The following is a 25,998-nucleotide window of genomic DNA, read 5'->3' on the forward strand; positions in this document are numbered from 1 at the left end:
TCGATCAACTAGGGTCGTAAGAGAGCACCGGCGAGAGCCAACGCTCCATTTCGGTCAGCGGCATCTGCTTGCGCTCGGCCAGCACCTCGACCTGATCTCGGGTGATTTTGCCGGTGGAGAAGTACTTCGACTGGGGGTGCGCAAAGTACCAGCCCGACACGGCGGCCGCTGGCCACATAGCAAAGTTTTCCGTGAGCGTCAGGCCAGTATTCTCCGTGGCGTTTAACAGGCGGAACAGCGTCGCTTTTTCAGTATGGTCAGGGCACGCAGGATAGCCAGGGGCAGGGCGAATACCCTGATATTTCTCGGCAATCAGCGCATCGTTATCCAGCGCCTCTTCAGGCACGTAGCCCCAAAACTCTTTACGCACCCGCTCGTGCATGCGTTCGGCAAAGGCTTCGGCTAGCCGATCGGTCAGCGCCTGTACCATGATGGCGTTGTAATCGTCACCGGCGGCCTCGTAGGCTTTGGAGAGTTCATCCACGCCATGTCCGGTGGTCACCGCAAAGCCCCCAATCCAGTCGGGTTTGCCGCTCTCTTTCGGGGCGATGAAATCAGCCAGGCTGTAGCAGATACCGTCACGGCCCTTAGTGGTTTGCTGACGGATGTGGTGCAAACGCTCGATAACCTTGGTGCGACTCTCATCGGCGTAGACCTCGATCACGTCGTCATCCACGCTGTTGGCGGGCCATAAACCAATGACCCCGCGGGCATGCACGCGCTGTTCATCGATCAATTTGCGTAGCATCACTTGCGCATCGGCAAACAGGCTCTGGGCGGCTTCGCCCACCACTTCGTCATTGAGGATTTTTGGGTACTTCCCGGCAAGTTGCCAACTCATGAAGAAGGGCGTCCAGTCGATACGCTCGACCAGCTCTTCCAGATCATATTCGTCGAAGGTCATCAGCCCCAGGGTATTCGGCTTGGCGGGCGTGTGATTTACCCAATCGGTGCGAAAGCGTCGTTTACGCGCCTGGGTATAGTCCAGGTCTGCCGCTTTGGGGCGGCGTTTGGCGTTGCGCTCGCGGACTTTCTCGTACTCTTCACGGATCTCGGCCACGTAGGCCGACTTCAAATTGGGGGCTAGCAGTCTGCCTGCCACGCCCACGGCGCGAGATGCGTCGGTGACATAAATCACGGGGTGCTCATACTGCGGTTCGATTTTTACCGCCGTGTGTGCTTTTGAGGTGGTGGCGCCGCCAATCAGCAGCGGCAGGTTCATACCGCGGCGCTGCATCTCTTTGGCAACGTGTACCATCTCGTCCAGCGACGGGGTAATCAGACCGGAGAGGCCGATGATATCGGCATCGTTGTCGATGGCGGCCTGGAGAATTTTCTCGGTCGGTACCATGACGCCCAGGTCGATGACTTCGTAGTTGTTACACTGCAGTACCACGCCGACGATGTTCTTGCCGATGTCGTGGACGTCACCCTTGACCGTGGCCATCACGATTTTGCCCTTGGCCTGAGTGTCCTCACTTTTTTCCGCTTCGATGAAGGGAATCAGATACGCCACCGCCTGCTTCATGACACGGGCGGACTTGACCACCTGGGGCAAAAACATCTTACCCGCCCCAAACAGGTCGCCGACCACGTTCATGCCATCCATCAACGGACCTTCGATCACCTCGATAGGACGGGCCGCCTGGGCTCGGGCTTCTTCGGTATCCTCTTCGATGTATGCGGTGACCCCTTTCACCAGCGCATGCTCGATACGCTTGTTGACCGGCCAACTGCGCCACTCGAGATCCTCTTTCTTGGCGGCGCCGCTGCCGTCGCCCTTGTACTGATCGGCGATCTCCAGCAATCGCTCGGTACCGTCGCTGCGGCGATTGAGCACGACGTCTTCGACGGCTTCACGCAGCTCGGTGGGCAGGTCGTCATAGACTGCGAGCTGACCCGCGTTGACGATGCCCATGGTGAGGCCCGCACGAATGGCGTGGTAGAGAAAGACCGAGTGAATCGCCTCCCGCACGGGGTTGTTGCCTCGAAACGAGAAAGACACGTTGGACACGCCCCCAGAGACCATGGCGTGGGGTAGGTGTTCACGAATCCATTGGGTGGCTTCGATGAAATCGACGGCGTAGTTGTTGTGCTCTTCAATACCCGTGGCGATGGCGAAGATGTTGGGGTCGAAAATGATGTCTTCCGGCGGGAAGCCAATCTCGTCGACGAGCAGCCGGTAGGCGCGCTCGCAGATCTCGGTCTTGCGCGCAAACGTATCGGCCTGGCCCTCTTCGTCGAACGCCATGACGACAATGGCGGCGCCAAAACGACGGCACTTGGTGGCCTGTTCGCGGAAGGCGGCTTCCCCCTCCTTGAGCGAGATCGAGTTGACCACTGCCTTGCCCTGAACGCACTTCAGGCCCGCTTCGATGATGTCCCACTTTGAGGAGTCGATCATGATGGGCACGCGGGCGATGTCCGGCTCGCCTGCGATCAGGTTCAAAAAGCGCACCATGGCTTCTTGCGACTCCAACATCCCCTCATCCATGTTGATGTCGATGATCTGCGCGCCGTTTTCGACCTGCTCTAAAGCCACTTCTAGAGCCGTGGTGAAATCTTCCTCTACGATCAAGCGCTTGAAGCGAGCAGAGCCGGTGACGTTGGTGCGCTCGCCTACGTTGACGAACAGCGAGTCGGCTTCGATGTTGAACGGCTCGAGACCCGACAGCCGGCACGCTTTGCTGCGCTCAGGCACTTGACGGGGCGCCATAGAATGCACGGCTTCGGCAATGGCGCGGATATGGTCAGGCGTCGAGCCGCAGCAGCCGCCAATGATGTTGACCAAGCCGCTCTGGGCAAACTCACCAACGATCGCCGCCATCTCTTCTGGAGTTTGGTCGTACTCGCCAAACTCATTCGGCAAACCCGCGTTAGGGTGGGCAGAGACGAACGTATCGGCTTTGGTGGCGAGTTCTTCCAGATAGGGGCGCAGCTCCTCGGCCCCCAGGGCGCAGTTCAAGCCCACCGACAGCGGGTTAGCATGACGCACGGAGTTCCAAAAGGCCTCTGTCGTTTGGCCGGACAGCGTGCGGCCCGAGGCATCGGTGATCGTGCCGGAGATCATCACCGGCAAACGACGACCGAGATCATCGAATAACTCCTCGAGGGCGTAAATGGCGGCTTTGGCGTTGAGCGTGTCGAAAATCGTTTCGATCATGATCAAATCGGCACCGCCTTCGATCAGAGCACTGGCCGCTTCGTAATAGTTGTCACGCAACTCGTCGAAGGTGACGTTACGTTTGGCGGGGTCGTTGACGTCGGGCGAAAGCGACGCCGTGCGCGACGTTGGCCCCAGCACCCCGGCCACATAACGCGGGACATCGGTCTCCGCCGCCACGGCGTCGCACACCTCGCGCGCCAGGCGAGCCGACTCGCGGTTGAGTTCCGGCACCAGGTCTTCCATGCCGTAATCGGCTTGAGAGAGCCGAGTACTGTTGAACGTGTTCGTTTCCAGGATGTCTGCGCCCGCTTCGAGATAGTCGCGGTGGATACGGGCGACCACATCGGGGCAGGTCAACGCAAGTAGATCGTTATTACCTTTCAGATCCGATGGCCAAGCGCGGAAGCGTTCTCCGCGGAAATCTTCCTCGCTGAGTTGGGCATTCTGCAGCATGGTGCCCATACCGCCATCCAGAATGAGAATGCGTTGGGAAAGGCGATGGGTGAGGGAAGCAGTCAAATCACTAGCAGCCATGGCAGGGGACATTCTCCAGCGTCGCAGTCGGAAAGGATGTTTTTTATAGTCGTCGATAGGTGAGCGGGGCTTATCATACCAAAGGGTACCCTGTAGGGCAGCAAACATGGGCGTGAAGTTATTGCAGTCTCTCTATTAAGCTTTCTCATGCACACCGCAATAGCCGACTAAAATACTCGGGATTGTGTCGGCAGGCGGTTTTGCTTACCATAGTGGCAAATGACATGTGATGTGGCGTTGCCACTACCACGGGAGGACAGTGTCCCATATGACCACGACTATCGAAGCGCCTGGTATCGACATTACCGACAGCGCACAAACATATCTCGCCGAACTGCTCGAAAAACAGAACGTCGAGGGAATAGCCGTCCGCATTTTTATCACTCAACCCGGCACTCCCTACGCAGAAACTTGCTTGGCGTACTGCCGTCCTGGTGAAGAAGAGCCCACTGACGTCAAACTCGAACTCGAGAAAATCAACGTTTTTCTCGACAAAAACAGCCTTGCCTTTTTGGAAGAAGCGGTGGTCGATTTCAACGCCGACCGCATGGGTGGTCAACTGACCATCAAGGCCCCCAATGCCAAAATGCCCAAGGTCAATGCCGACAGTCCGCTCGAAGATCGCATCAATTACACGCTCTACAGCGAAATCAATCCTGGACTGGCGGCTCATGGCGGTGAAATCAAACTCGTCGAACTGACCGACGACAAAGTGGCCATCCTGGCCTTTGGCGGGGGGTGCCAGGGGTGTGCCGCAGTGGATCTTACGCTCAAGGACGGTGTCGAGAAGACACTGATGGAGCGTATTCCCGAGCTGGCAGGTATCCGTGACGTGACCGATCACACCGATACCACGAACGCCTACTACCGCTGAGCGTATCCGGCAGATGCCAAAAAGAGCGTGGTCGCATGAGCTAGGTTTACTAACCTGCCAGCGCTAAACGTCGCTCTTGATAGCGAATAGCCATCCCACTATTGGGGTGGCTTTTTTGGTTGGGCCGGGTCATTGGCAGGCGGCGTGAGTGCTTCTGGTAGTGCCGCCAACTGAGCTTGCAAGGACGCCATACGCTGCCATAGCTGTTCTTGCCACTGATCGCTATCGCGTGCTTGTTGTTGCTGTGCCTCTAATGCCTGATTCGCCCTGTCCAGCGCTACCTGCAGTTCTCTGCGCTGCGTTTGTAGCTCGGCATTGTGGCGCTCGAGCTCTGCCAAGCGCTGCTGCTGAGAGGCGCTTTCCTGCTGATAGCGATGTAGTTCATCGGTCACCTGCCGAACCTCTTTGGATAGCGCTTCTGCTCGCTCTTCCCGCTGCTGTAGACGCTTTTGCAGCACTTTCTCTTCTTGTGCCCGCTCTTGACGCAGCGTGTCCAATAACGCCATCAATTTGCCTTCTGACGCCTCATTGCGCTGTTCCTCTTGGGCCAAGCGCTGCTCCCAGGCAGTTTGCTGCGCGGCCTGTTGCTCACTAAAACGCTGCTGATCCGCTTTGAGAGTTTGCTGGGCTTGCTCGAATTGCCCTCGATAGTGGCTAACTTCTTCAGCGGCTTTCTCTGCCTGCTGCTGCCAGTGACGTTCATGGGTCTGGCTTTCGCCCAGGTCACGCTGAAGCACCTCCAGGCGTAGTTCAATGTGGCGAAGGTGCTCGGCCAGGGCGCTCTCACGCTGTTCGGCATTGGCAGCCTGTTGACGTGCTTCGGCCGCTTCTTGCTGCGCGCCCTCCACCTGACGATTGGCCTCTTCTCGGTAGTGCACTAGGGCTTGGTAGGCCGACTCTTGCGCTTCCCGCCATAGCTCACTGGCTACATTGACGACGACTTCTGGTACCCCTTTGGGAGGCGGTACATCGCGATTTTGCTCACGCTCGGTGCGCCATTGCCGGAAGTGTTCGCTGATGGTGGTAAAACTGCCGGTGCCAAGCACTTCGCGGATACGCTGCACGCTGGGGGCGTCCCCTTGAGCAAGCAGCGTGTCGATTGCTTGCTGAACGTCACTGTACTGAACTCCGTTGCGCGCCATGGCGTCCTCCTCATGCGTTGAGTGGCGTTACTTGAGGGGCATTGTCCTGTCTTTGTGAGAAAAAAACAATTATTACGTAAAACATAAAACGTAATATTATTTATTTAATAACAGTAAAATTCAAGATTACGCTCATTATCTTGAATTTATAACGCTGTAACGCCACACTGCTCACAGCGATATAGACCACGGCTAGCAAGGAGCCAGCATGCCCCCTTCAATGACTCGATTTGGCCCGGACGAGCACGCACCCATTGGTGCGGAGACTGGCATCAGCGATAAGCGGGAGGGGAGTCACTGGCCAGCGAGCCAACGAGCGCTGTCTCCTCATCTGCGTTCACGAATCGAAGCGGACAACGACCACCAGGCCGTGCTGCTGTGGTTAACGGAGTATCGAGACAGCCCACAAACACTCAAAAGCTACCGGCGAGAAGCCGAACGACTGCTGCTTTGGCTAGCCAGCCAGGATAAACGGCTGCCCGATATGAACCGTGAATTACTGCGCCAGTTCGAAGCTTTTCTAGAGAACCCGCAGCCCCGGGCAGTATGGGTGGGGCCTTCAAAACCCCGAGAGCATCCTGAGTGGCGGCCGTTTAGAAACGGTCTTTCTCCCACGAGTCGTCGGCAGAGCCTGATCATTCTGCAGGGCTTGTTTAGCTGGCTGGTGGAGGCCGGCTGGGTAGGGCACAACCCCTTTGCGCTGATGCGCGACAAAGCGCGGCGAATGAACAATCAGGGGCAGCGCATAGAGCGCTATCTGGAGCAGCCGCTATGGGCTTGGTTGTGGCAGTGGCTAAACCAGCCGAGCCATAGCAATGACGCACGGCTCGTTTATGAGGGTGCCCGAAGACGGTTTATCTTTAGCTTTGCCTACCTACTAGCGCCACGAGTTAGCGAGATGGCCAATGCTCAAATGAGTGACTTTCACGAAGTCGAAGGTCGCTGGTGGTGGCGCGTGATAGGGAAGGGCAGTAAGCAAGCCCGCATACCCGTGCCCGTGGACATGCTCGAAAGCCTGCAAACCTGGCGAGAAGCGCTGGGTCTCGTATCATTGCCAGGCTATCACGAGCCAACCCCGGTGATTCGCGCGCTGGATAAGCGCAGAGGTATAAGCGACAACCAGCTTTACCGATTGATCAAAGAGACGTTGGCCAACGCTGCTGACGCACTCGAAGAGAAGGGCGGCAAGCCTGCTTATGTCGAGGCGCTTCGGCGAGCAACGCCTCACTGGCTGAGGCATACGGCGATTACCCACCAAGCGCAATCAGGCGTTAGCTTACGCTACTTGGCGGAAAGCGCCCGCCACGCCAAGCTGGATACCACCCGTCGCTATTTACACACCGAAGCCGACGAGTGGCATCACGAGCAGCAGCGACACCGCTTGAAAACGCCCCCAAAAAAACGGGCTGAACCGTTATAATAGCGGCTATAAAGACTCATCAACCCAAAGGATACGCCATGGCGACTTCAGGCGCAGAGCTAGCCCAGCAGGAGCTGGTGGAAGAGTTCGAGATGTTCGATAACTGGATGGACCGCTATCAATACATCATCGATATGGGCAAGCAGCTTCCTGACTTTCCCGAAGAGCGGCGAACCGACGAGTTCAAAATTCAGGGCTGCCAATCCAATGTATGGATGTGCCATGAACAGGCGGGTGACAAGCTCGTGTTTAAAGCGACCTCGGATGCGGCCATTGTCTCTGGACTGATCGCCGTGCTGCTACGCATCTATAGCGAGCGTACGCCAGAAGAGATCAGTCAGACCGAGCCGCATTTCTTGAAAGACTTGGGGCTTGATAAACATCTTTCGCCAACGCGCAGTAATGGCTTACACGCGATGCTAGAGCGTATTTATCAAGTAGCCAAGCAGTGATAAACGAGGAGCACGCGATTAGTGATGGCCGCAGGTCGAGCAGCAGCGCTTTGACGTTTGCTCCTGATCATCACGGCATAACGCTTCGCTGCGCCCACCGGGTACCGGATCCATGCCCCCTGGATGGCCAGGGTGGCATTTTACGATGCGCTTGGCGGCCATCCAGCCTCCTTTGATCGGACCATGCACCTGGAGCGCTTCGATGGCGTAGGCAGAGCAGCTTGGCCAAAAGCGGCACCGCGGGCCCAATAATGGGCTGAGAGTGTATTGGTAGATGCGTATGCAGCCCACCAATATGGCGGTCAGTAATCTATGACAGCCTCGCTGCAGGAGCCGCCATACGTTTTTCACGGTGTTTTTTTACCGTAAAGCGTTGCCGGATCGATCATCGGCTCGCTGGTGATCTTTGCGCCGTCTGCCCCTAACGAGACATAGAAACAGCTGCGACGTCCAGTGTGACAGGCAGGCCCCGTTTGATCGACCTGTACGAGCAGCGTATCGCCGTCACAGTCCAGCGCCGCGTTAATGAGGCGCTGTTGTTGGCCCGAGGTTTCGCCTTTGCGCCAAAGCTTCTGGCGCGAGCGCGAGTAGTAGCATACTCGCTGCGTGGTCAACGTCTCCTCAAGGGCTTCGCGGTTCATCCATGCCATCATCAGCACCTCTTTGGTATCGTGCTGCTGGGCGATGGCGGGGATTAGGCCATCTTCGTTGAATTGGACAGCATCTAACAGTGTGGCCAATGAGGGCAAGCTATCGGTGGGTGAGGCGGACTCTAGCGCCTTGAAAAATTGCTTGGGAGTCATTGAGTCAAGTTGAGACATTAGGCATTACTCGCTGTTCGGCACGCTTGGCACAAACCCTGAAGCTCGATGGTTTGACGCTCGACGTTGAAGCCTTGGCGCTTTGCCAGGGCCGCAAGCTGATCGCTGATTTCATCCAAGTGCAGCTCTTCGACGTAACCACATTGACGGCAGATGAGCAGCTGGAAGCCGTGGGTATGCTCAGGGCAGGCGCAGGCGACATACGCATTCTGCGATTCGATACGGTGCACCAACCCCTGCTCGATAAGAAATTCCAGCGCGCGGTAGACGGTGGGCGGGCGAGCGGCAGCGTGCTCCGTAGAAAGCTGGTCCAGCAGGTCATACGCTTTCAGCCCTCCGCCATGCTCTGCGATGAGCTCAAGCACCCTGCGGCGTATCGGGGTGAACCGAACACCGCGGGTGTGGCACTGAGATTCTGCTTGCTGCAATAGCGTATTGGCTTCTGTCATTGGATCACTCGTTGGGCATTAGACAAGCAGTCTACGCCGTTGCCGAAGGTGTGTCAGGGGTATCGACCAGCTCGCTCTTGCGCGCAAAGTGGTGCTGGGCAAACGCGACACGCTTGGCCACCGGGACGTTGTCGGGTTGACGCTCGATGAGATCCAAGCGACGGCGCAAGCCTTCGCCGTTGGTCATCTGAATCGCCAAGCCGGGTCGGGCATTGAGCTCCAGCAGCATTGGTCCGTGTTGACGATCCAACACCATATCGGTCCCCAGGTAGCCAAGGCCGGTCATCTCGTAGCAGCCCGCCGCTAGGTGCAGCAGTGTTTCCCACTGGGGTACGACCAGACTGGCCAAGTCGTGCCCCGTATCGGGATGGCTGTAACAAGGACGGTCGAACTGCACGCCACGCAGCGCTGCCCCGGTGGCAATGTTCAACCCCACGCCGACGGCGCCTTGGTGAAGATTCGCTTTACCATCGGAGGCGGCGGTGGAGAGGCGCATCATCGCCATGACTGGGTAACCCTTGAAGACGATGACGCGAATATCGGGAACGCCTTCGTAGGTATACTCCAATAAGCTCTCTTCGAAATTGATCAGCGTTTCGATCACGGCCACGTCGGGTGAACCACCAAGCGAATACAACCCCGAGAGGAGGTTGGAGACGTGACGTTCGATATCGCTGATCGTTAGGCTCGCACCGCTGGGTTTGTAGAACAAACCATTCTCTACTTTCTCGATGACCAAAATACCTTTGCCACCGCTCCCTTTGGCAGGCTTGATCACGAATCCCGCATGGCCATCTAGCATTTCGCTAATGTGTTGAACACCAAACTGTGTCGTGACCGTGCCAATCAGCTCAGGGGTGGTAATGCCGTACTGCTGAGCCAGCAGTTTCGTCTTTAACTTATCATCCACCAGCGGATAGAGCCGACGTGCGTTATACCGCCCTATGTAGCGAATGTTACGCCGGTTCATACCCACGATGCCTTTATCCCGAAGACGGGTAGGCCACGTCCAGTTTTTCAGCCAACTCATGACGGCTTCTCGTCTTCGGTGATGGGTTTGAAACGGCGCAACTCCAGCAGGCGATAGCCGGTGTAATTACCCAGCAGCAGAATGAATGCCATCAAGATGAGCTGCACGCCCAGGAAGTTGAACGTGATATGGCGTACCCACGGGTTGTTCATTGCCAGGAAAGCCAACACGGCGGTCAGCAGGCTACCACCGCCCTGGATTAGCACCTGCTTGGGCCCTTCCTCCTCCCAAAGGATCGACATCCGCTCGATGGTCCACGCTAGGATGATCATCGGGAAGAACGTGACCGTCAATCCGGCACTCAGACCCATACGGTAGGCCAGCACAGTGAAGATCGAGATGATCGCGATGACCGTAATGATGACCGCCGATACCCTCGCCACCAACAGCAAATTCAAGTAAGAAAGGTAGTTACGGATGATCAAGCCAACGGCGACGATCAGCAAGAATCCAATCAAACCGGTGAGCAGCGTCGTTTGAATGAAGGCCAGCGCAATCAGTACCGGCATGAACGTGCCCGATGTCTTTACGCCCACCAGCACACGTAGGAACACCACGACCAGCGCGCCAATCGGTATCAAAAGGATAGTTTGGAACAGCGCTTGCTCTTCTAATGGTAGGCTGTGAATCGAGAAATTCAGCAGCGTATCGTCCGAGTAGTGGTTACGGACCGCCGCGGATGCTGGCTGATAATGGGTCAACATCGAGAACGATACGCGAGAGTTAGTGCCACCTTGAACTTCGAGTACGGCACGACCACCGGTTTCCCACAGCAGCAGGTTATCAGGCTGTCCCTGCTCGCCAGTGGCAGGGTTGAACAGCGCCCACTCTTCGGCGGTTTGGTCGAACACTTGAATCCAACTACTCAGCGTTTGGCGGCGGCGACCGTCCTCGAGGAGCAAACCGCTGACTTCTCTTGCCTGCACGCCTGCCTGATTCAAAAGGCGAACGATCAGCGCGGAAGGCTGCATCTGAGTTAGCAGCAAGCGGGCGTTTTCACCTTGTCGCTCGCCATTGATATCCAAGATAAGTTCACGAGCGAACGTGGCGTTATTGGCGCTACGCCCCCAGGCGCGCTCGATTAGCTGGTTGGCCGCCGTGTCGTAGGGGCTTTCCCAGGGAGTGACGGCTGGAATGCCGGGCGGCGTTTGTACGGGCGCACGCGAATCAGGGGATACCAGCATCTGCACGGAGTAATAAAGTTGCTGGCTGCCTGCTGCCTCACGGATGGTCCACTGGGCTTGCCGACCCAGCTCATCCGCCTGATAGGCAAGCCCATAACCGGATGAGGCGGTGTTTTCAGTCAGTACGCGAAACCCGGCCTGGTGAGATGGCAACGCCAAATCGACCTGCACTGGACCATTTTGTGCGTTGAAGTTAATGACTGCTTCAATTTCCCACACTTGGCGCTGTTCTCCTGGAAACCAGGGAATCTCGAACTGTAAATGGCGATGCACGCTGGCGACGATCCCGACCAGCAGTAGTAACCCAACGATAAAATAAAACGGCAACCGGGACATGGTGATTCCTTTCAGCGTAAAGCGGCAGGGGAGTGGTATTACTCTTCGGTATCGTCTTGATCGGCCGCTTCATCGTCAGCCGCTTCTTCAGAGGGCTCACCACCTGGAAATTCCGGGCGGTCATGCAGATACGTTTCGGCCACATCGATCGTGGCAATATCCATCATGAAGCGACGACCCAGTAGCACCGGGTAATCCAAATGCGTACGGTCGTTCAAGGTGAATTCGACATTTTCGCGGATGGGGCCCAATGTCATGAGTAGAGAAATGACAGGACGGGACTCTTCGCCAGAAGCCTGCACGATTTTGACGCGTCGCTCGATAGGCGCCTCGATCCACTCATCGCGCACTTGATCGACGACGACGTCGTCATCATTGAGCGCTAACTTGAAACGCACCCAGTCTTCACCGTCACGCTCAAAACGCGTGATGTCAGCGGCAGACAGGGAAGAGGTGTTGGCCCCTGAGTCCACCCGAGCCTTCAGATAAGTACCAATGCTGGGTAATCCCACCCATTCGCTGCGTCCCAGCAGCGTTTTGTTGTCTGCAGGCTCTGTGACACTGCACTCTTCACGTATGATGACGGGCTCTTCACCGCGTGCTTCCAAGCTCGCAATATCTTGGCGCATTAGCCGCAACAAGCTGCCTACCTCGCGAACGTCGGCCGTTAGCACCTGCTGCTGACTACTCTGCTGTTCATGCAATTGCGTCGTCGCTTCACAACGTTGTGAAAGGGACGCTTCAAGTTCAAGGATGCGGTTATTGAACGAGGCCTCGCTCAACGGCGGCGGTTCATTCGACTCTGGCTGTGTCACTGCGCAGCCTGCAAACGACATTGACAAACCGGCCATTAGCCATAAAACACCTGAGCGCATAACGAGGGATATCCTTGGACAGTAAGAGCACGAATGATAAGGAGAAGGCAGTCCGCTTGTCCAACATGGTAGCGGTTTTTCATCAGACCATTTCACTTGATTTAACATAATATATATTATGCGAACTGCGGATAACGTCTAGGATGGCATAGCGCTAACGACATCTATTGAACCGCCATATTTTCTCCTACAATAACTATACACTTCGACATTGATATCAAGGATTTCCTCAATGAAACTCTCACGAAAGCGCCTGCGTGCCTTCTTGCTCGTATCTAGTGTTGTGCTGCTTACTGGCTGTACCAGCGTCAACATCGAGGAGTATGCTGATACCGCCCCCCGCTTAGACATTGCGGAGTACTTTACGGGCCAAACTCGCGCTTGGGGAATGGTGCAAGACTACTCAGGTGAAGTACAGCGGCGTTTTACAGTCGATATCACGGGTACTTTCGAGGGCGACACGCTAACGCTAGATGAAGCCTTCGTATTTTCCGATGGTGAAACCGACCAGCGCGTTTGGGAATTCGAGCGTGTCGACGAGCACCGCTGGATTGGTACCGCCAATGACGTCGAGGGCCAAGTCGATGCCCGGCAATATGGCCACGCGTTTCACATGCGCTACCCACTCGACATCGACGTGGGAGGACGTACGCTCAGTTTCACCATGGATGACTGGATGTACCTTCAGCCCGACGGGCGACTCATTAACCGCACCGCCATGCGCAAATTTGGCCTGACACTGGGAGAAATAACGCTCGTATTCGAACAAGTCGACCGCTAGGCAGCCATTAAAAAAGCAGCTTGGCGGCACGCCAAGCTGCTTTCACTAGCGACATCAAAGCAAGAGTTTATTCATCAGCAGGCGCGTAAGAGCCATCTTCACGATGAACTTCGTTGCCAGTGATCGGCGGCGTGAAAACACAGGCCAGATGCATCGTCTTATGGGCACGCAGCAGGTGTTCATCGTGCTGATCCAGTATATAGATATCGCCTGGTTTGATGGGCCAAATTTTGCCATCCGCCAGGGTTTCTACCTCGCCCTCCCCTTCGATGCAGTAAACGGACTCGTAATGATGCTTGTAGTGAATATGCGTCTCGGTGCCTTCGAAAATACGCGTGATGTGGAACGAGAAGTTTCCGCCATCGTTGGCCAGCACGAGACGGGTGCTATCCCAGTTGCCGTTTTCCGCGGTGACTAGGCGGTCCGTTTGACGAGCTTCTTCAATATTACGAACGATCATATAACGTGCTCCGTTGCATGGCAGCCCGTACAGGCTGCCCGTTCCTATTCAAGGACGTAATGGCGTTAGGACGGTTAGACTAACGCTCAACTACGCGCTAATGACAGTCTTAACTGACGTTTCCAGAATATCCAGTGCTTCCAACAAGTCTGCGTCGGTAATGGTGAGCGGACATAGGCACTTCACGACTTCCCCGTCTTGACCGCTGGTTTCAATGATCAGGCCATGTTCGAAGGCCGTGCTGGTAATCTTATCGGCGATATCACCCGACACGACATCGATACCGCGCATCAAACCGCGACCGCGCTCAGTTGCCGGCATGCCGTTTTCAGTCAGCAGTGCCGCTAGCTTCTGAAAACGCTCTTCAACGATACGCGCCTTACGCTGCACGTCACGCTCGAAGGTATCGTTCGACCAATATTTTTTCAGCGCTGCAGTCGCCGTCACCATGGCTAGGTTAAAGCCGCGGAAAGTTCCGTTGTACTGACCGGGCTTCCACTTATCCAGTTCAGGACGCATCAACACATGAGCAAATGGCAGTCCAAAGCCCGACAGCGATTTCGAATTGGTTACGATATCCGGCGTGATACCTGCATGCTCGAAGCTGAAGAATTTACCCGTACGGCCACACCCTGCCTGGATGTCATCGACGATCAATAGAATATCGTGGGCGTGGCAAATGCCCTCCAAGCGCTTGAGCCAATCCAGACCGGCAACGTTGATGCCGCCCTCGCCTTGCACGGTTTCGACGATGACACCTGCAGGAATGTCCAAACCGCCTGACTTGTCATTCAGCAGTTTCTCAAAATAGTCCAATGTGTCCGCGTGCTCGCCCATGTAGCCATCGAACGGCAGGAAGCTGGCACCTTGGGTGGGAATCCCCCCGGTAGCTTCACGGAACTTGCGGTTGCCGGTGGTAGCCAGTGCGCCCATGGTCACGCCGTGGAAGCCGTTGGTGAAGGTCACAATGTTATGGCGACCTTTAGCAACACGCGCCAAGCGGATGGCTGCCTCAACGGCGTTCGTGCCCGTCGGACCTGGCAGATGCACTTTGTAATCGAGCCCGCGGGGCTTGAGGATCACGTTCTCCAGTGTTTCCAGATAATCGCGTTTGGCACTGGTCCACATATCCAAGCCGTGAACCACACCGTCACTGGACAGGTAGTCAATCATGGCTTCTTTTAGGTGCGGATTGTTGTGGCCGTAGTTCAGCGTGCCGGCACCGGCCAGAAAGTCGATATACTCTCGGCCATTTTCATCGGTCAAACGTGCATTCTGTGCCTTCGTAAAAACAACGGGAAACGAACGTGAGTAGGTACGAACGTTGGATTCCATGCGTTCGAGTGTCTGGGTCTGCATTTGCGACCTCCATATCAGTGTTGTGAGCCAAGCGAGAAAAGCAGCTAGGTCAACACGAGCGGGAAAACGCTCGCTCAAGACGACAGATCAAATATGGTTCGTCTGAAACGGCCCGATGCGGACGAGGTTTTCCGGGTCGTGCTCTCCACCTAACTGCTCAGTGGAGAAGTATTCCCGGCTATTGAGGGGAGCCTGCCAGCGCGCTGCCAAGCGTCGAAACAGCCCCCAAGAAGCCTGGTTATCAGGTGTGATGGTGGTTTCGAGGTGGTGGACATCATCCAGTTCGGGGCGCGACATGATGGCTTCTACCAAACGGCGTGCTAACCCCGTTCCACGCGCTTTCTCACCCACCGCTACTTGCCATAAGAAATAGGTATCTGGCGCGTTGTCTTTGACATAACCCGAAACGAATCCCACGACTTCGCCCTCTTCATTGGTGGCAACGGCGCAGGTATCTCGGAACTGGGTCGCCAGCAACAGGTACGCATAGGCTGAGTTCACGTCGAGCGGTGGACACGCTTTGATCAATTCGTAAATGCCCCAACCGTCGTCGGCATTAGGCTTACGAATAAACAGTGGCATTTCTGCATGGCCTACCACGGCGTCTGCAACGGTAGGTCGAGCCAGCTCGGCAGAGGGTGTAAACGGCTTGATGGGCGTACTCATGGTTATGCTTCGCTGTAGCGAATTTGAGTTTCATTATAACAGCTGATTATGAGCAATTCAAAAGCCATATTATTCATCTCCCTACTTTCCATAAATTTTGGTTATCAAACAGGCCGACTCCCACGCCTGCTCTTGGCGAGATCACTCAATGAGTTTAGATCAGGCTGACCGCTACGCGAGACAAAAAAGGCGAGCCGATGCTCGCCTTGCATAAGCAAAAGGCCGTTCAATAACGGGAGGGAGTGCGCATGGTCACGAACTCCTCTGCTCCGGTGGGATGGATGCCAACGGTAAGGTCAAAATCTTCTTTGGTCAGCCCAGCGCGTACCGCGATGGCGATACCTTGAATCAATTCACCGGCCTCCTCGCCCACCATATGGGCACCTACGACTACGTCGCTGGCGTCATCGACGATAAGTTTCATCAGCATGCGTTCCTGACTTCCGGAAAGCGTATGCTTCATGGCTCTAAAATCGGTACGGTAGACGCGGATTTTATCGAATTTTTCCCTTGCAGCCTCTTCCGAAAGTCCCACAGTGCCAATGTTAGGATGGCAAAAAACGGCGGTGGGGATGGTGTCGTAATTCAACGGCCTTGGCGCTTTTTGGTGGAAGTGAATGTCTACTAATTGCATGGCTTCTGCCAGCGCTACCGGCGTCAATTCAGGCCCCTCGATCAGATCTCCCAAGGCGAGAATCGAAGGCACCGTGGTTTCATAACGCTCATTGACCGGCAGTTTGCCATCACCATTTAATGTGATACCCAACGACTCGACGCCCAGACCGGTCACGTTGGCTTGGCGGCCAGTGGCCGCCAAAACGGCATCTACTTCCAGCGTTTCACCCGTGGTGAGTGCCACTTGCAGCGCGCCGTTCGACTGTTCGATACGCGCAATGTTGGCAGCAAAATGTAATTTCACACCTTTCTTAGCCATCTCGTCTCGGGTGAATTCTCGTACTTCCTGATCGAAGCCTTTCAAAAAAAGATCGCCTCGATAAATCAGGTGCGTCTCACTACCTAAACCGTTAAAAATGCTCGCAAACTCAACGGCGATATAGCCGCCCCCCAGCACCAAAAAACGCTCGGGGAAGGTTTCCAGGTCGAATATCTGGTTGGAGGTCAAGGCAAGGTCGCTGCCAGGGAACTCAGGCACCCAAGGCCAGCCGCCGGTGGCCAGCAAAATCTTGTCGGCACTGATGCTGACGTCGCCCTCGGCATTGGACAAAGTAACCGTATGCGGATCGGTCACCCGGGCGCGCGCGTTGAAGAGCGTCACCCCTGCTCCCTCCAACATGCGCTGATAGATACCGTTGAGTCGTTTGATCTCGCTGGTTTTGTTGTCTCTCAGAGTCGGCCAATCAAAGGTTGCAGGGGATGGCAGCTGCCAGCCAAACCCCGCTGCGTCATCGAAACTGTCATGAAAGTGTGCCGCATATGAATAGAGCTTCTTGGGCACGCAGCCCACGTTCACACAGGTGCCTCCTAAGTAACGATCTTCTGCAATCGCCACGCGAGCTCCAGCCGCCGCCGCCATACGTGCCGCGCGAACGCCGCCGGAGCCTGCGCCAATCACGAATAAATCGAAGTCATATGCAGCCTCTGCTGACATGGTTATCTCCTGTCCTCTGCCGAACTTACCACGGTTGGGTAAGCGCTAATAAGATTGACCTTGCGGGCAAGGGAGGTTAAAAACGCCTTCCTTAGTTTGTTAACAACAGTTTGTTAACAACGCCGTTGGCCCCCGAATAAACTCAACTAACAATGCCGCCTGGAGATTGGATGCCTCATCGAATTGCAACGCTGCTAGAGAACAACCGCACATGGGCTGAGCGCATGCGCAAAGAGGATCCGGACTTTTTCAAACGGTTGGAGAACCAACAATCCCCAGACTATTTATGGATCGGCTGCTCGGATAGTCGCGTACCGGCCAACCAGATCATTGCTCTGCCGCCTGGCGAAGTGTTCGTTCACCGTAACGTCGCCAACCTGCTTCACCATACCGATATGAACGCGCTCTCGGTGGTCCAGTACGCAGTCGATGTGCTCAACGTGCGCCATATCATGATCGTGGGCCACTACGGGTGTGGCGGCATCAAAGCAGCCGTGACCGGCGGAGAATGCGGGGTGGTGGACTACTGGCTACACTCGGTCCGCGAACAGTACACACGCCATCGTGACACCCTGGAGCATCTGCCGTTAGAGGAGCAGATCGACCGCATGTGTGAGCTAAACGTCAACGCCCAGGTCAGTAGCCTATGCCGGACGAAAATCTTGCAGCGAGCTTGGCAACGCGGCCAGTCGATCTCGGTACACGGCTGGGTATATGGCTTGAGCGACGGCCGCGTCAAAGACTTGAACTGTACGGTCAGTGGCCTCGATCAAGTCGAAACGCTGTATCGCATCGACCGTGTTCAGCCTAGCGACTGATGGCGATTTTCCTCTCGGTCCCTAATGCAACAGCTCCACCATCGCCACGATCCGTTGCCGTCAGTCGTAGCGGTAAGCTCGGTGGCAGCTACGACAGCTCAGTCCAACATCGGAAAACGCGCGCGTCGCTGCTCGGTAATCTTCCCGTTCTGCCGCTTCTACCAAAACGCTCACTTTCTCTTCCAGGTCGGTGAACCCGGCAGCAAAATCTTCCCACTCTTCCCAGATGTCTGGCTTGGCGTCAGAGCCACGTCCATCGGTTCCTGCAATAAAGGCTGGCAAAAAATGGGCTTGGGTCGCTTTCTCTTGCAACTCTGCCAGTCGCGGGGCTGCTCCACGAGCATCCTGATTGTTGACCAAGTCGAAGCGAAGCTGCCGGAGCAGACGCTCCAGGTCTTTGAGTTCGTCTTGGCGCCAAATGACCGCCTCACGTTCGCTCGCAAACGGCGTATCTTCTGCCGTCTGCGGCATTGCAGGGAGAGACTGCTCAGCCTTTGCACTCATGGCAAAAAGCCCTAGTAGCGTCATGACGCATGCCCACTGGGGGGCTCTTCGCCCCCTTGAAGATCGATGCTGCATAATGATGTCCTTTACCCTATGGCGCAGGTGACGCCTGTGCCTTTCAAGCCGCAGTATCCCCCCGGATTTTTATCGAGGTACTGCTGATGATACGCCTCGGCATAATAGAAAACGTCCAGCGGTCTGATTTCTGTGGTGATAGTGCCTTTACCGGCTTGTGTAAGGGCCTGCTGAAAGGCTTCGGCACTCTGCCGAGCGACCGCCAGCTGCGCGTCCGTGGTGGTAAAGATGGCTGAACGGTACTGGCTGCCGATATCGTTACCCTGGCGATTACCTTGCGTTGGGTCGTGCTGCTCCCAGAAAATTTGCAGCAGAGTCTCTAGAGGGACCTGTTTGGGATCAAAAATGACCCGGACGACTTCGGTGTGGCCGGTCAGGCCAGTGCAGGTTTCTTTGTAGGTCGGGTTGGGCGTCGTGCCACCGGCATAGCCAGCCGCCGTGACATATACCCCCGGCTGCTGCCAAAAAAGGCGCTCAACTCCCCAAAAGCAACCCATACCGAACACGATCTCTTCATGTCCTTCCGGATAAGGAGGATGGATCGAGTGTCCGGTAATGGTATGAAGGTCGCTTGTCTCGATAGGTGTGTGGCGCCCTTCTGGTGCGCTTTTTTTCGTCAATAGCGTCATAACACCCTCTCTATTGCTGGGGATAAATATAAGGATCGCCCGAACGGGTGAATCTATAGATCAGGTCCACTGCCTGGTTAGCTCCAGACACTGCTTGAACATACAGGTTCCGCCAAAGCGTGTAGCGTAACGTAAGTTCCGCGATGGGAGAGAAAATACCTACACCGTAGCTAATGCGTAAGTCATCAGTGAGCTGACCGCTCACGGCGACCTGGCTATCATCACCGGCACCGGTGGTATCCAGCGTAAGATCGTCGATACCGAATGCTTCCCCAATCGAGCCCACGGCGCCGCCCGTCCGTCCTAATGACATTCCGATCAGCGCCGTGGTCAACGCGCTGTCGATCCCGCCACCCGACGCATCCGGTGCCCGGCCGCGCAGCAGGTACGAAAGGGAGCGCGTTTCGTCCATCGCAGGTTCGGAGAAGATCATGACGTTCGGCTGCTCTGCGTTGCCGGTGACCCGCAAGCCAGCAATCACGTCATCTTCGGTGACTTCAGGGTTTCGAATGGCTTCGAAGTCCAATACCGGAAGTCCAGGTGGCCCACTGAAAATAAGCTGACCACGACGAATCAACAGATCCTGGCCAAAGGCTTGGAAACGGCCATCGACGAGATTGACATCGCCAAATAGCTGCAGCGCGCCGCTGTCTTGGCGAACTTCGAGACTGCCGCTCAGCCCTGATTCCAGCCCGTAAGCTGAAATCTGCATATCCCGGCCAAGATTGAGCGTGATCAGAACGTCAAGCACCATGCCGGTGGATGCTAACTCGTCGGCCGCGCTGGGGTCGTTGCCTGCTTCTGCGGCCAGACGTGCTTGGCGCTCGGCCTCGCGGTCATCTCGCTCGGTGATGATGATCTCATCGGGGCTAGGTGATGTTGCTGACGCTGGTAAATCACCGACCTCCAGACGCGCCCAGGGGAGGTCCACGTTACCACGAACTTGAAGACGCTCAGGAGTGACGCGTATGCGAATGTCCGGCGCTGCCTCCAAGCGGCCAAACTGCGGGAGAACGACGAGCAAGGGTTCTTGTGTTGCATTGAGATCGACCCCGATTCGCCAGGCGTCACCGGTGGGCCAATAGGCGTTACCGCTGATGTTAAGGCGTCCGCGTTCTGCGGCAATGAATCCATCGATCTCCCCCTCTTCACCATCGAAGGCAACGGCTAGTTCACCATCCACGATCGCAATGGGAATGTCTGGCCCGCTCACTTTTAAACGACGCAGAGCAAGCTCACCCTGTAAGTCCGGCTGGCTAGTCGAGCCGCCAATGGTAACGGTGCCATTCAGGCCGCCTTCTAACTCGTCCATACCCACTACCATGGGGCGATACGGCGCTAGAGTGATGTTATTGGCGCGCAGCTGACCGTCTAGGGCACCCTGACCTAGAGGGTCGTTAACCGCCAAGTTGAGCGTCAATTCTCCCGCTTCGGAGAGGGATAACAGCACGTCTGCCTGCGCTTGCGCTTGATTGGCTTCGATTCGTGTATCGAGATCGATCACCGGTAGCTCGACGGGCTGGCCATAATCGTTAACCGCAGTGATGGCCAACTCACTCAATAATTGAAGATTGGCTTGCCACTGTGCGCCGCCCTGACGCCAACTAGCGACTAGATCGGCCGTGGTGTCCCCCTGGAAGCTCCACTCCTCTGGCAGGAACGGCTCCAACATTTCCATAGGCACCTCGCGCACGCTCAGCACGGCGCGCCCTTGGTCAGCAGAGGCCGTTATTGGCTCTTCAGAGCACACTAGCCCTCCCTGCAAGCGACGCAGACAAAACGGGCTGAGGTTGGCCTGCCCATTGGCCAGGTTGTAAGTAATGTCCAGAGGCTCTTCCAGTCGGATGTCCCCAGCCTCCGAATCGACTTCCAGAGGTGTCAGCCGGGCTTGATAACGCTGAGCTTGTTGGTTGAAACGGCCATTGAGCGCCACGTTCGCGCGGCTTAGAACATTGTTGGTGTCGCCGGTGGCATCAAGGCGTAGGGCATGCTCTGAGAGTCGGCCGGTCAGATCCAACGCGACAGAGGCCAATGATTGACCTGCTGCGTTGACGCCTTGGGCATCCAGGTCGATGCGTAGGTCAGGATCATCCAGACCTTCCACTCTTCCAGATAGCGAAAGCACCGCTAAGCGGTTCTCGGCAAAACGCAGATTGCGGCCGTTCACATTCGCTACGATGTTAGGCTGCGTAAAGCTGCCTTGTGCCTGAATGTCGCCGGTCAGCTCCCCGGCTAGATCAGGATGGAGGCTTTGCAATTGGTTGAGCGCGATATTGGCCTCTAGAGACATTGCCTCTTGGCTCATTTGACCAGACGCGGTCAGGCGATTATTGCCTTGGGTGAATAGCAGCGTTTGGATATCGACTTCTAGATCACTGTTGGCGGCGAGTTCTGCTTGAAGAGTGAGAGGATACTCCTGCAATCGCCCCTGAATATCGAGTTCAGGCACGCTGACGTCCCAGCGCGCTCCCCGCTGGCGGACACTCGCCACGATGCTGCCGCTGAGATTGCCTTCCAACTGGGGGACGAAGAGTGAAGGATCCAACGCATCCAAACGTACCTGTGCGTCCACGGCGATGGCCTCGGACCAGTTCACTTCGCCTTCACTGCTCACAACGCTCTCATCGACGGTGATCGCGAGCGGGAGCCAGCGGAAAGAAGACAAATCCCCTTCACCCTCCAATTCGATGGCGGTCGTTGGAACTTGAGGGCCTTGCGCCACCGTGGCCAAGTTCACTCGATACGACGCTAGGCTTCCACTGACAGCGAGATCGAGGTTCTCCAGTATATAGGGGTCGCTTTGGCTTTCATTGCCACTATCGGTCTCTTCGCTGCCTGCACCTTCGCTGGAAGGGTCGCTCAACGGCCACTGCAGGCGATCACTTTCGAGACGTGCCTCGAAAGGCAGCGTGGGTGCAAGCGCATCGACTTGAGCCGTCAACGTGGCTCCCACCTGACCGGAGAACCTGAGATCAGCCGTCAAGTCGGCAAGGCTACCCGAGAGATCGAGGGCTACCTGCTCTCCCCTTAGCGCGGGAAAAATGTCGGGCAACCATAGCTCTGCGCGAAGCGCCGCATCCAGGGGATAATCACCGTTCAAACTGATGTCGGCCGTTAAACTGGCATCGGCATCTGGGGTGGCAAGCTCCAATGTACTGAGCGTGATACGACTTTCCCGTGCCTGCGCTTCTAACAACAGTCGCTCGACCTGGTACTCGAAGGCACCTGAAATATCGACATCCGTGACGAGCAAGGAGGCCAACTCGACGTCGGTTGGCATTGTGAATTCGGGTAGCGACAGGCGCTCCCGGTCGCTCAGCGCAATTAACGGCGCTCCATCGTCAGCTTCGACGGGGCGAGTGGCCTGCACGGCAGCGTCAATGGCAATTGCGCTCAATGCTGTGTTGGTGTCTTGCGTCAGCAGTACACCTGGAGATGGCGGCAAGTAGATCGACGGCGATTCGAGCGTCGTGGGTGCAATGGTGACCTGCTGCCCTTCAGCAGAGATCGAGGTGGTAAATGCTGTCCATTCGATACGAGTACCATCGCCCAGGGTAAGCCGCACGTCATTCAATGCGATGTCGCGCAGCTCAATGGGAAACGGCAGCGTTATATTTAAAGGCCCCGGTTCTTCTTGAGGCGGCTCTTCCGCCCCTGACCCGCTGGAGAGACGAATGTCAGCCTGTTCTATCCGCAGTGACTCCAGGCAAAGCTTACCGGAGAGTAAACAGTCTTCTGCCCACGCAAGCTCGACATCATCAATCTCGATCCGAGTGCCTGCAACGGCCATCTGAAAGCCTTGAAGACGAAAACGATCGAGAAGCGCGCCCTCTTGTTGTTCATAGGTAAAGAAACCGCGCTGTTCGCCCTGCGAGAACAGCTGCTCCGTCCCCCAAGGCGACAAGGCAACGCCGAGCATAATGATGATTATGCCCAGCACCCATAGCGGGAAGACGATGAGCAGACGCAGCAAGCTCCATAGGGCTAACCAGAGGCGGCGTTTGGCCGAGAGCGGCTGACGCTGTGGGGCTGTTGGTTTATCGACCTGAGTCAAGGCGCTCTCCTAGAATTCCGGACCGATAGAGAAGTGCACGCGGAAAGCGTCGTCCACATCGAAGGGGTGGGCTATATCGAAGCGAATAGGCCCTACAGGAGAGATCCAGCGAACCCCTACCCCTGCGCCTGTTTTGAGATCATTGGGCCCCCAATTATCGAATGCATCACCGGCATCGATGAAGGTGGCGCCCCACCAGTCTCCGGTCACACGGCGCTGGTACTCAAGCGTCGACGTCAGCATTTGCTGGCCACCGCGTAAACGCCCTTCTGGGTTGCGGGGGGACAAACTCTCGTAGGAGTAGCCACGTACGCTGCGGTCACCGCCGGCAAAGAAACGTAGCGAAGGCGGTAGTTTGTCAAAGTCATCCGTCTCAATGGCCCCTATGCTCAACCGTGCAGAAAAGCGATTATCGTTACCGATCATACGAATCCACTCAGTATCCCCCGTGAGCCGGGTGAATCGCGCATCGGATCCCCAGGCGCGGTCGGAGTATTCGATCGACAGCTGCTGGCGGTCGCCCCATAACGGAAAACGTTGAGGGCGCGTGCGGGTTCTCGACCACTGAATACCGGGGTAGAACAGCCAAACTTCGTCTGCCTGACCACCTTGAGTAAAATCTTCATAGGTCGTTCTGAAGTAAAGCGTTTGCACCCAGCGGTTATCGAACTCCCAGCGCCGCGCCACTTCCACCGTGCCTTCTAACGACTGGGTGTCGCTATCATCGACGTTTCGCACGCCGTATTGGAGACGGTAGCTGTCACGTAGGGGATCTTCGAGAGGAATGTTGTACACACCGGTAAACCGCTGCTCTGGAGCAGATACATAGAGATCATGGTTGAGGCTATGGCCAAACCGGTTGATCCAGGGCTGTTGCCACCCAAAGCGGAGACGGGGGCCCACGTCGGTAGCAAAGCCCACACCCACTTCGAATTGGTGTCGATCAGCGGGCTCTACATTGATGTCGATGGGAAGCCGAGTGTCATTGTGGCTGTGAATGCTCAGTGCGCTGGCCAGTGCTGCGCTGCTCAGTCGCGGACGCTGGGGCTGCGATGCCGTCGCTTCGTTCCACCAGGGAGATCCACCGCTGGGAGGAGCGATCGTCAATTCTTGCGCGGTTTCCAAGCGTGGCCGCACAGAAACAGAACTGAACCAACCTGTTTCCGCCAGCCGCTGATTATAGCGGGCTAGCGACTCGGCGAGGTAAGGGTCCCCTGTTTCGAAGGTTTGCATTTCACGTAACCGCTCGGGCTGGATATGGCTGCCCGTGATCAACGTCTCGCCAAACTGATAACGAGGGCCGCTATCGAAGGTCATGTAGAGACGCGCGCTTTCCAAATAAGGACGGACTTCCATTCTACGGTCGGAGAAGCCCCAGTCGAAATAGCCGCGTTCGATCGCTAACCCAGCGAACTGCGAGCGCAAGTTATCCCATGGAGCATGACGTAAAGGGTCGCCTTCTTTGAGAGGAAAGTCATCTAGCGCTTCTTGGAACGGTGGATCGTCGTTAGCATCTCCATTGAGGGTGATGTCGAGCACTTCGATCGTGACTTGTGGGCCTGGTTCTATGCTTATGGAAATAGGCGTCGCGTTTAGATCCACCGTGACGTCGGGCTCATAGTAGCCATATACGCGCATGGCCTCTTGGGTACGCTGGCGAATTTCCCCCTCTAAACGCGTGTCGGTGTATTGTTCGGCGTCGATAGTTTCCAAGTAAGCACCGATGTTATCGGAGACTTGACCGCTGACACCGCTAATAGCCGCCTCTAACGCCCATGTGGAGGTGGCAACCGATAAAAGTGGCAGTGTCACTACACAGGCCATTTGTTTGGCCGAGGGCCAATGCCGTTGTCTTCCCATACCGTGATATCCCTAACCCCATGACCGGCTGTGTGGCGACTACACTTGACCGCATAAACAGGTACTTAATTTCTCAGCATCTCCATCTGCGCGCTAAAGGCAAGCTGCGCTTGGCGGACCTGCCTGACGTCGCTTTCGAGTGTACTCAAGCGTTGAGACCACTGCTCCTGAAGGGCCGATAGCTCCGCCTGAGTGGCAGATTCATCGGCTGATGCAACGGCCGTCACGTCGTTTGATAGCTGAGTCAACTGCTGCTCGACCTCTGCCTGCCAGTTTTGAAACTGTGCCTCTAGTGCTTCTCGGTCGCTGGAAACTTGGCGCTCCATGGAGGTCAGACGCTGCCCCAGAACGTTCTCCAAATGCGCTACTTCTTCGACCAAATTTTGCCGCCCTGACGTTCCTGCTTGCTCCAACGCATCCAACGAAGAGCGTATCGAGGCGAGCTGGCGGTCGCGTAACTCGGCTTGCTCTTGGACTTGTTCCAACTGTAAAGCGAGTGGCTCCAGTGCTTCATCGGAGACTAGCTCCTCATTATCCGTCAGCAGCCCATAGAGCTCTTCCCGGGTATTGGTGAGCGCAATGGAGAGCTGCTCCTGCTCTTGAAACAGCGTCGTCATTTGAGCTTGTACAAAGGTTAACGCATCCTGAGCATCCGTGTCACCTGAGTCCAGCCTGGCGTGTAGATTAGAGACTTCACCACTAACGCGATGTACTTCGCCCAGCAGCCGTTCTCTCTCGTACCACAATCCCGCCGCCGCAGCTCCCAAGAGAAGTAGAATCAACACTAACATGAGCCACAGGGGCCAAAGCTTCGGGCCTCTGCGATGACGTAAATGATGCGCCGTCAGGCTTTGATCCACATCGGGAACGATACGCTGAGATGAAGTCGCGTCAGACATG

Annotated in this window: 22 protein-coding genes; 5 read left to right on the top strand and 17 right to left on the bottom strand. The window is 56.2% G+C overall.

Annotated elements, in window-relative coordinates; genetic code table 11:
• Positions 1–4 precede the first annotated feature (4 nt).
• Complete coding sequence (metH, locus tag MHM85_RS00270; RefSeq protein ID WP_219863731.1) at positions 5–3,700, bottom strand: methionine synthase; 3,696 nt, start codon at positions 3,698–3,700, stop codon at positions 5–7.
• 268 nt (positions 3,701–3,968) lie between these two features.
• Between metH and nfuA the strand changes: the two genes are divergently transcribed.
• Positions 3,969–4,574, top strand: coding sequence for a Fe-S biogenesis protein NfuA (gene nfuA, locus MHM85_RS00275; RefSeq protein WP_139527610.1), 606 nt, complete (start codon positions 3,969–3,971; stop codon positions 4,572–4,574).
• 98 nt (positions 4,575–4,672) lie between these two features.
• Here nfuA and MHM85_RS00280 read toward each other — a convergent pair whose 3' ends face one another.
• Positions 4,673–5,716 carry a DNA-binding protein gene (locus MHM85_RS00280; RefSeq protein ID WP_219863733.1) on the bottom strand — a complete coding sequence of 348 codons (1,044 nt, stop codon included), beginning with the start codon at positions 5,714–5,716 and terminating at the stop codon, positions 4,673–4,675.
• Positions 5,717–5,924: 208 nt separating this feature from the next.
• On the opposite strand from MHM85_RS00280, the gene MHM85_RS00285 reads away from it, so the two are divergent.
• Both MHM85_RS00285 and MHM85_RS00290 read left to right on the top strand, forming a co-directional pair.
• Positions 5,925–7,136: a site-specific integrase gene (locus MHM85_RS00285; RefSeq protein ID WP_239286378.1), complete on the top strand. Its 1,212-nt coding sequence runs from the start codon at positions 5,925–5,927 to the stop codon at positions 7,134–7,136.
• Between the two features lie 38 nt (positions 7,137–7,174).
• Entirely contained in the window at positions 7,175–7,588 is a 414-nt protein-coding gene (locus MHM85_RS00290; RefSeq protein ID WP_139527606.1) for a SufE family protein, read from the top strand.
• Between the two features lie 18 nt (positions 7,589–7,606).
• On the opposite strand, the gene yidD is transcribed toward MHM85_RS00290, so the two are convergent.
• Genes yidD through MHM85_RS00320 form a run of 6 tightly spaced genes read right to left on the bottom strand, consistent with a single transcriptional unit; the run spans position 7,607 to position 12,283 of the window.
• Positions 7,607–7,918: a membrane protein insertion efficiency factor YidD gene (gene yidD / locus MHM85_RS00295; protein ID WP_239286386.1), complete on the bottom strand. Its 312-nt coding sequence runs from the start codon at positions 7,916–7,918 to the stop codon at positions 7,607–7,609.
• A 17-nt stretch (positions 7,919–7,935) separates the two neighbouring features.
• On the bottom strand, positions 7,936–8,409 hold the full coding sequence (gene hisI, locus MHM85_RS00300) for a phosphoribosyl-AMP cyclohydrolase (protein ID WP_139527603.1): 474 nt from the start codon (positions 8,407–8,409) through the stop codon (positions 7,936–7,938).
• Positions 8,409–8,858 carry a transcriptional repressor gene (locus MHM85_RS00305; RefSeq protein WP_139527601.1) on the bottom strand — a complete coding sequence of 150 codons (450 nt, stop codon included), beginning with the start codon at positions 8,856–8,858 and terminating at the stop codon, positions 8,409–8,411. Before MHM85_RS00305 ends, hisI begins: the two co-directional genes overlap by 1 nt.
• A gap of 31 nt (positions 8,859–8,889) precedes the next feature.
• A complete protein-coding gene (locus MHM85_RS00310; RefSeq protein ID WP_139527600.1) occupies positions 8,890–9,888 on the bottom strand; it encodes an alpha-L-glutamate ligase-like protein in 999 nt (332 codons plus the stop codon).
• Entirely contained in the window at positions 9,885–11,408 is a 1,524-nt protein-coding gene (locus MHM85_RS00315) for an inactive transglutaminase family protein (RefSeq protein WP_139527598.1), read from the bottom strand. Before MHM85_RS00315 ends, MHM85_RS00310 begins: the two co-directional genes overlap by 4 nt.
• A gap of 38 nt (positions 11,409–11,446) precedes the next feature.
• The gene (locus MHM85_RS00320; protein ID WP_139527596.1) at positions 11,447–12,283 is read right to left on the bottom strand and encodes an ATP-dependent zinc protease; all 837 of its coding nucleotides are present in this window, start codon (positions 12,281–12,283) and stop codon (positions 11,447–11,449) included.
• Between the two features lie 232 nt (positions 12,284–12,515).
• On the opposite strand from MHM85_RS00320, the gene MHM85_RS00325 reads away from it, so the two are divergent.
• Entirely contained in the window at positions 12,516–13,064 is a 549-nt protein-coding gene (locus MHM85_RS00325) for a DUF3833 domain-containing protein (RefSeq protein ID WP_139527594.1), read from the top strand.
• Positions 13,065–13,131: 67 nt separating this feature from the next.
• Here MHM85_RS00325 and MHM85_RS00330 read toward each other — a convergent pair whose 3' ends face one another.
• The 4 genes from MHM85_RS00330 to gorA all read right to left on the bottom strand — a co-directional run bounded on the left by MHM85_RS00330 (position 13,132) and on the right by gorA (position 17,158).
• Positions 13,132–13,524, bottom strand: coding sequence for an ectoine synthase (locus tag MHM85_RS00330; RefSeq protein ID WP_139527592.1), 393 nt, complete (start codon positions 13,522–13,524; stop codon positions 13,132–13,134).
• 90 nt (positions 13,525–13,614) lie between these two features.
• Positions 13,615–14,883, bottom strand: coding sequence for a diaminobutyrate--2-oxoglutarate transaminase (gene ectB / locus MHM85_RS00335; RefSeq protein WP_219863737.1), 1,269 nt, complete (start codon positions 14,881–14,883; stop codon positions 13,615–13,617).
• An 87-nt stretch (positions 14,884–14,970) separates the two neighbouring features.
• Entirely contained in the window at positions 14,971–15,549 is a 579-nt protein-coding gene (gene ectA / locus MHM85_RS00340; RefSeq protein ID WP_139527588.1) for a diaminobutyrate acetyltransferase, read from the bottom strand.
• 226 nt (positions 15,550–15,775) lie between these two features.
• A complete protein-coding gene (gorA, locus tag MHM85_RS00345; RefSeq protein WP_219863739.1) occupies positions 15,776–17,158 on the bottom strand; it encodes a glutathione-disulfide reductase in 1,383 nt (460 codons plus the stop codon).
• Between the two features lie 170 nt (positions 17,159–17,328).
• Between gorA and can the strand changes: the two genes are divergently transcribed.
• Positions 17,329–17,976, top strand: coding sequence for a carbonate dehydratase (gene can, locus MHM85_RS00350; protein ID WP_139527584.1), 648 nt, complete (start codon positions 17,329–17,331; stop codon positions 17,974–17,976).
• Positions 17,977–18,036: 60 nt separating this feature from the next.
• On the opposite strand, the gene MHM85_RS00355 is transcribed toward can, so the two are convergent.
• From MHM85_RS00355 to MHM85_RS00375, 5 genes are all read right to left on the bottom strand, one after another.
• The gene (locus MHM85_RS00355; RefSeq protein WP_231125611.1) at positions 18,037–18,480 is read right to left on the bottom strand and encodes a cytochrome c; all 444 of its coding nucleotides are present in this window, start codon (positions 18,478–18,480) and stop codon (positions 18,037–18,039) included.
• Between the two features lie 86 nt (positions 18,481–18,566).
• Positions 18,567–19,184, bottom strand: coding sequence for a peptide-methionine (S)-S-oxide reductase MsrA (gene msrA / locus MHM85_RS00360; RefSeq protein WP_139527580.1), 618 nt, complete (start codon positions 19,182–19,184; stop codon positions 18,567–18,569).
• A gap of 10 nt (positions 19,185–19,194) precedes the next feature.
• Positions 19,195–23,238, bottom strand: coding sequence for a translocation/assembly module TamB domain-containing protein (locus tag MHM85_RS00365; RefSeq protein WP_239286379.1), 4,044 nt, complete (start codon positions 23,236–23,238; stop codon positions 19,195–19,197).
• A gap of 9 nt (positions 23,239–23,247) precedes the next feature.
• Positions 23,248–25,098 (bottom strand): autotransporter assembly complex family protein, encoded by a 1,851-nt coding sequence (locus tag MHM85_RS00370; protein WP_139527578.1) that lies wholly within the window; start codon positions 25,096–25,098, stop codon positions 23,248–23,250.
• Positions 25,099–25,163: 65 nt separating this feature from the next.
• The gene (locus tag MHM85_RS00375) at positions 25,164–25,997 is read right to left on the bottom strand and encodes a hypothetical protein (RefSeq protein ID WP_219863741.1); all 834 of its coding nucleotides are present in this window, start codon (positions 25,995–25,997) and stop codon (positions 25,164–25,166) included.
• Position 25,998: the final 1 nt, after the last annotated feature.

Origin of the sequence: Halomonas sp. McD50-4 (assembly GCF_022348135.1) — a bacterium.
GTDB lineage: Bacteria > Pseudomonadota > Gammaproteobacteria > Pseudomonadales > Halomonadaceae > Vreelandella > Vreelandella piezotolerans.

Coding starts and splice junctions, on each gene's coding strand:
- MHM85_RS00375 (WP_219863741.1), bottom strand. CDS start 25,997: ATGTCTGACGCGACTTCATCTCAGCGTATCGTTCCCGATGTGGATCAA.
- can (WP_139527584.1), top strand. CDS start 17,329: ATGCCTCATCGAATTGCAACGCTGCTAGAGAACAACCGCACATGGGCT.
- hisI (WP_139527603.1), bottom strand. CDS start 8,409: ATGTCTCAACTTGACTCAATGACTCCCAAGCAATTTTTCAAGGCGCTA.
- MHM85_RS00305 (WP_139527601.1), bottom strand. CDS start 8,858: ATGACAGAAGCCAATACGCTATTGCAGCAAGCAGAATCTCAGTGCCAC.
- metH (WP_219863731.1), bottom strand. CDS start 3,700: ATGGCTGCTAGTGATTTGACTGCTTCCCTCACCCATCGCCTTTCCCAA.
- MHM85_RS00280 (WP_219863733.1), bottom strand. CDS start 5,716: ATGGCGCGCAACGGAGTTCAGTACAGTGACGTTCAGCAAGCAATCGAC.
- MHM85_RS00290 (WP_139527606.1), top strand. CDS start 7,175: ATGGCGACTTCAGGCGCAGAGCTAGCCCAGCAGGAGCTGGTGGAAGAG.
- MHM85_RS00370 (WP_139527578.1), bottom strand. CDS start 25,098: ATGGGAAGACAACGGCATTGGCCCTCGGCCAAACAAATGGCCTGTGTA.
- msrA (WP_139527580.1), bottom strand. CDS start 19,184: ATGACGCTATTGACGAAAAAAAGCGCACCAGAAGGGCGCCACACACCT.
- MHM85_RS00355 (WP_231125611.1), bottom strand. CDS start 18,480: ATGAGTGCAAAGGCTGAGCAGTCTCTCCCTGCAATGCCGCAGACGGCA.
- MHM85_RS00315 (WP_139527598.1), bottom strand. CDS start 11,408: ATGTCCCGGTTGCCGTTTTATTTTATCGTTGGGTTACTACTGCTGGTC.
- ectA (WP_139527588.1), bottom strand. CDS start 15,549: ATGAGTACGCCCATCAAGCCGTTTACACCCTCTGCCGAGCTGGCTCGA.
- MHM85_RS00285 (WP_239286378.1), top strand. CDS start 5,925: ATGCCCCCTTCAATGACTCGATTTGGCCCGGACGAGCACGCACCCATT.
- MHM85_RS00325 (WP_139527594.1), top strand. CDS start 12,516: ATGAAACTCTCACGAAAGCGCCTGCGTGCCTTCTTGCTCGTATCTAGT.
- MHM85_RS00330 (WP_139527592.1), bottom strand. CDS start 13,524: ATGATCGTTCGTAATATTGAAGAAGCTCGTCAAACGGACCGCCTAGTC.
- MHM85_RS00310 (WP_139527600.1), bottom strand. CDS start 9,888: ATGAGTTGGCTGAAAAACTGGACGTGGCCTACCCGTCTTCGGGATAAA.
- gorA (WP_219863739.1), bottom strand. CDS start 17,158: ATGTCAGCAGAGGCTGCATATGACTTCGATTTATTCGTGATTGGCGCA.
- nfuA (WP_139527610.1), top strand. CDS start 3,969: ATGACCACGACTATCGAAGCGCCTGGTATCGACATTACCGACAGCGCA.
- ectB (WP_219863737.1), bottom strand. CDS start 14,883: ATGCAGACCCAGACACTCGAACGCATGGAATCCAACGTTCGTACCTAC.
- MHM85_RS00320 (WP_139527596.1), bottom strand. CDS start 12,283: ATGCGCTCAGGTGTTTTATGGCTAATGGCCGGTTTGTCAATGTCGTTT.